The 5,553-nt window shown below is 35.3% G+C and carries 3 protein-coding genes and 2 pseudogenes; 3 read left to right on the forward strand and 2 right to left on the reverse strand.

Going from position 1 to position 5,553, the window contains the following annotated elements; all coding sequences use genetic code 11:
* Positions 1-1,454 precede the first annotated feature (1,454 nt).
* Both typA and ARSQ2_RS08805 read right to left on the reverse strand, forming a co-directional pair.
* On the reverse strand, positions 1,455-3,278 hold the full coding sequence (gene typA / locus ARSQ2_RS08800; protein ID WP_181995064.1) for a translational GTPase TypA: 1,824 nt from the start codon (positions 3,276-3,278) through the stop codon (positions 1,455-1,457).
* 600 nt (positions 3,279-3,878) lie between these two features.
* Complete coding sequence (locus tag ARSQ2_RS08805) at positions 3,879-4,199, reverse strand: hypothetical protein (RefSeq protein ID WP_181995065.1); 321 nt, start codon at positions 4,197-4,199, stop codon at positions 3,879-3,881.
* Positions 4,200-4,644: 445 nt separating this feature from the next.
* Here ARSQ2_RS08805 and ARSQ2_RS13045 point away from each other — a divergent pair.
* The 3 genes and pseudogenes from ARSQ2_RS13045 to ARSQ2_RS13805 all read left to right on the forward strand — a co-directional run.
* Positions 4,645-4,956, forward strand: a pseudogene (locus ARSQ2_RS13045) (IS630 transposase-related protein); the annotation flags it as partial.
* Positions 4,957-5,024: 68 nt separating this feature from the next.
* Positions 5,025-5,348: pseudogene (locus ARSQ2_RS08815) on the forward strand (IS630 family transposase); the annotation flags it as partial.
* 56 nt (positions 5,349-5,404) lie between these two features.
* A complete protein-coding gene (locus tag ARSQ2_RS13805) occupies positions 5,405-5,530 on the forward strand; it encodes a hypothetical protein (RefSeq protein ID WP_255487668.1) in 126 nt (41 codons plus the stop codon).
* Positions 5,531-5,553 lie beyond the last annotated feature (23 nt).

The raw sequence follows: 5,553 nt of genomic DNA on the forward strand, positions 1-5,553 counted from the left end.
TCAACCCTTCTTCTTCCATCGTAAATATCACTTTACGTCTAAAATCAATTGAATAGCTCATATAAATAATGTCATCAAAATTAAGTCGCTTAGCTATAGAAGTAGATGGCATAGTAAATTAAATCCAGTTCGCAATAGTATTGTTTCACTGAATAATTCTCTTCATGTCCCATTTGGAATTATTAATGGTGATCTCACTGAATCTGGACGTAGAAGTCAAAGAGAAAGTTATCGTGAATTTTTTCGCCAAGCGCATTAAATTTCGATGTTTAGGTTGGATTAGGTAATCATGATTACCAAAACAATGTCGGTAATTGTAGTGAACCCAGCAATTCTGATTACAGTATGAATGCCTGTGCAAGAGGAATGGTATTCGATATGCATTATCAAATAGAAGAATACCGTCATTATCCTACTTCAATTAATTTTTCATACAACAGTGGTGAGTATTCGGGAAGTAAAGCATATTGATGGGATTATGGTGATATTCATTATGTACAGTTACAAAATTATCCAACTTATCATGTAGTGCTAGATCACTGGGCGGCGGCGACCATCAACGTAACCCAATCGATGGATTGGTTAGAATCTGATCTAAAAAGCGCCAAGTAAAGAGGCAAAACTATCGTATTAAATATTCATGATGGCACTGATCATTTTATCCATCAGAGTAGCACTGAAGAAAAAATAGATTTAGATGTTTTGTGAGTGATTATAATGTAAAGCTGTTTTTGTTGGTCATACTCATCAAGTTGCACAAGAGAATCCCTATGGTAATCATGAACTCTTTGGCAATGTTAAGGTTTACAATAGCGGAGCATTATTTAAAGGTGACTTTCTGGTCGTTGGTGTATACGGGCACAATTTAACCGTCAAAGTTTATAATGGCTCATCTGGCACTGCTAAACATATAAAAACATTCTAATTAAATTAACGGTAACTTTAGTTTAATATTTACTATTGAATAATTGATCGCAGCTGGTTAGACAAATAATCTGATAACAGATGCCCAATTTTTATCAATATGTATAGAACAATAGCAGTACTGTTATCAGTGAAATAACAAATCACTTATGTTCTGCATAAGTAGATTGACTGACGGTTACTAAGCAATGACGATATTTTATTAGTGATCTACGATTTTAATCAGTATTAGCCAGTATCAATATCAAATATAAATGATACTGCCACACTGCACTGATTGAACATTTAAAGTATTTTCAACAGGTCGCTGATAGTAAATTATGTTGTTATGCTAAATAATAATTGGATTTGAGCAATCAATATAGCTAAGCGTCTTAATTTTGATTACAAAATATATGTTTTTCCCCAATATAAATTTACTGATATAGAGTAATGACTTGTAATCATTTTAAAATCGCCAAGCTATAGATAAAGAAATAAAGGCGTTTAATACGCCTTTATTTATATTAAATCAAACAATTTTTTGTTATTTAACCTTTTTTATTTCGATAGGCACGACGGCGATCGTTTTCGGTCAAATAACGTTTTCTTAAACGAATTGATTGTGGCGTAACTTCCACTAATTCATCATCATCGATAAATTCTAACGCCTGTTCTAAAGTTTTTTTAATCAGCGGCGATAAAGTTGTCGCCTCATCTGTCCCTGAAGCACGCACGTTGGTCAATTTTTTACCCGTTAAACAGTTGACAGTTAGATCATTAGAACGAGAATGAATGCCAATAATTTGTCCTTCATACACTTCAGCACCATGACCAAGGAATAATTTACCGCGATCTTGCAAACTATAAAGTGCATAAGCTATCGCTTTACCTTGACCATTTGAGATCATGACACCATTTTGGCGGCGACCAATTTCACCAGGACGAACATCATCATAGTGACTAAAGGTTGCATACAGCAAACCGGTCCCTGATGTCAGGGTCATAAACTCAGTTCGAAAACCAATTAGTCCACGACTTGGAATAATATAGTCAAGCCGTACCCGTCCTTTACTATCAGGCAACATATCGCGCAATTCACCTTTACGTTTACCTAATGCCATCATAACATCGCCTTGGTGCCGCTCTTCAATATCGAAAGTAACCTGTTCAAAAGGTTCCTGTTTACGACCTTCAAATTCACGGAAAATAACCTTTGGTCGAGAAACAGCTAATTCAAAACCTTCACGGCGCATGTTTTCAATCAATACCGAAAGGTGGAGCTCACCACGACCTGAAACACGGAAAGCGTCAGGATCTTCAGTCTCTTCCAGACGTAATGCAACGTTATGCACTAACTCTTTTTTCAGGCGATCTAAAATTTGACGGGAAGTAACATATTGTCCTTCACGACCACAAAATGGTGAGGTATTAACACAAAAATACATACTTACCGTTGGCTCATCAACAGCCAGTGCTGGCAATGCCTCAATATTATTTGGATCACATAAGGTATCTGAGATATTTAATTCTCCCAGACTCGTTAAGGCAATAATATCACCGGCTTGGGCAATTTCAGAATCGATACGCTCTAATCCTAAATGCGTTAATACCTTACCCACTTTACCACTACGTGTTTTGCCATCACTGTCGATAATAGTGATGGTTTGATTTGGTTTGATTGCACCACGCTTAATGCGACCAATACCAATAACACCCAAGTAATTGTTCTGATCAAGCTGAGATATTTGCATTTGGAAAGCTCCCGCCAGATCAACCTGCGGCGGAGCAACATATTTTACAATTGCTTCATAGAGTGGCGTCATATCTGTCGCCATATCATTGTAATCAATTCCAGTAATACCATTTAAGGCTGAAGCGTAAATGATAGGAAAATCCAGTTGCTCATCAGTCGCCCCTAAGTTGACAAACAGATCAAAAACCTGATCAACAACCCAATCAGGTCTTGCGCCTGAGCGATCGATTTTATTGACTACTACAATTGGCTTTAAACCATGAGCAAAGGCTTTTTGGGTAACGAAACGGGTTTGCGCCATCGGACCGTCCATTGCATCAACCAATAGCAGCACACTATCAACCATTGACATAACCCGTTCGACTTCACCACCAAAATCAGCATGCCCTGGTGTATCAACAATATTAATTCGATAATCATGCCATTGGATGGCGGTATTTTTTGCCAAAATCGTGATGCCACGTTCTTTTTCTAAGTCACTGGAATCCATCACACGTTCATCGAGGTTATTACGTTCACCAAAGGTGCCAGACTGTTGTAATAATTTATCGACCAGTGTCGTTTTTCCATGATCGACGTGGGCGATGATGGCGATATTTCTTAAATTTTCAATAGACACAAATTGTTACCATATTATCTAACTGGAAAGAATTAAATGACTCTGGCCAAGCAGTAGGTTGCCGGTAGGCATCTACACATATGCTGTTATTTTACACATAATATTGGCGGAGTGAAATAAATGTGAGTTATATCAAGTTAAATAATCCACTTAACTAGGCAGATCATTGTTTGAAAAGCATTTTAAACGATTAAAAAATTATTCCTCTGTTAGTCTGCAAATGTGTTTCTTACATTATATATTACGCTTTCTCTGGAGCCGTTAACGACAATAAACTGTCCTCCTTGAGGAGATGTTGAGTGTAGCTTTTTTGACACCAATCATTCTTAAATATATCAATAAAATCATTATGATTTAAGCTACTAAAATTGGTTTGATAAATATTAAAATAACTTTTTATTGTATAATAAAGATCTTGCTGCTGTTGACGGGTTAAAGATTTATTTTTCTATTTATCACTATATCAATTAGATCTTCAATAACTTTCTTCTTATTATCAACTTGAAAATAAAATTCAGCTAATGGTTTAATACAGTAATTAATAATGTCATTTTTTGTTTAACAAAATAATGAAGAATAGAATGATGATAAAAAATTTTTTTAATTGAATAAAATTATCAGCCGCTTTAAAAAACTATATGAATATAGTATCGATTCGCGTGTAACCATATTTTTCAACACTTGAACTAATAAATTAGATTGACTTTCATTAAAATGCCTACCTAAAAAATTTTTGGCAGCAATTTCTTTTTGCAAAATAGCTTGCTTATCTTCATCTAACTGATGATAAAGATAGGAAAATGTATACATTGCTTTAGAAAAATTTATTTCATTATTGTTAAGCAACAGGAAAGCATTATTTTTAAACTCACTCAAATGATTGCTCTTACCTTCTATTTCAGAAAATAAAGTTTCAATCATTCTCGAAGGTGACTCTAATTTAAAATCACGCGGTTTATTTAAATCAATATTTTTTCTATTTCAGAAAGATTGATAGAGATTTTATTTTTAACATCTATTCTGGCTTTAATAAATAGCAAAGATGATCAAAATTTTTATTATAAATTTCAGATCTCGTCAGTGTTGCAAAAGGTAAGTAATAGGGTATTACGAATATCATTCATTTTCTTTATAATATCGTAGCTTTTTCTTACCGCAAATCTATCGTTGAAACTATCTGTTTTTCCTATAAAAATATCACTACCAATAAGCCTTTGATGATAATCTCCAATATTTGGCATAGCAGATTCCTTTTGCTGGTATGTATGATTATTTCATGCTAAATAATCTAACCAACTTTCCATAGCAAAAATTACCTGCTAACGCAGCTATAGCTAATCGACTTAATTTTGATGACATTATTTATATGAGCTATTCAATTGATTTTAGACGTAAAGTGATATTTACGATAGAAGAAGAAGGGTTGAGTATCCGAGAAACAGCGAAGCAATTTCGGATTGGCTCTGCATCTGTATCGCGTTGGATTAATCAAATAGAGCCAAAAGCATCGATTACGCGTCAGCGAAAAATCGATAAATCCGAGTTGATAAAAGATGTTGAACAATATCCAGATGCTTACCAAAAAGAGCGTGCAGAGCGTTTTGGCGTTTGTCAGAAGGCCATTTGGCAAGCTCTTAAAAAAATGGGATTGACCTATAAAAAAACTCTACGTCATCCGAAAGCCGACGAAAACACTCGACAAACGTTTCAACAAAAAAACAACAGTATGAAAAAGAAGGCAAGCATATTGTTTTTATTGATGAAAGTGGTTTTTCACACGATACCCCGCGGACTCACGGCTATTCCCCGAAAGGTCAACGGTGTGTTGGTCTCAAGAACTGGGGAGCTAAAGGAAGAACAAATGTTATCGGCGCTTTATTGGGCACAACGCTGTTTGCTATCGGATTATTTGATATCAATATTAACAGCGATGTTTTCTATGCATGGGTCACCCAAGTCCTTATCCCAGTACTTCCTAAAAACAGTGTAATCATGATGGATAATGCAACTTTTCACAAGAAACAGAGTATTCAACAAGTCATCATCGATGCGGGGCATATGGTGGAATATTTGCCTACCTATTCGCCAGATCTTAATCCAATTGAACATAAATGGGCACAAGCTAAATGCAAAAAAAGAGCGCTCGGATGCGACACAGATATTTTGTTCGCACTCAATATGGTGTAATCAAAATTAAGTCGCTTAGCTATATTTGCGATTTGCAAAGCAAGTCCGCTGTTACGGCGCATTAATGCTTGAACCCGTGCTATAAAAT

The sequence above is a fragment of the Arsenophonus endosymbiont of Bemisia tabaci Q2 genome (assembly GCF_902713415.1).
GTDB lineage: Bacteria > Pseudomonadota > Gammaproteobacteria > Enterobacterales > Enterobacteriaceae > Arsenophonus.

Bases quoted from the DNA above. Each gene is read 5' to 3' on its own strand.
- ARSQ2_RS08805 (WP_181995065.1), bottom strand. From the start codon at position 4,199: ATGATTGAAACTTTATTTTCTGAAATAGAAGGTAAGAGCAATCATTTG.
- ARSQ2_RS13805 (WP_255487668.1), top strand. From the start codon at position 5,405: ATGCAAAAAAAGAGCGCTCGGATGCGACACAGATATTTTGTTCGCACT.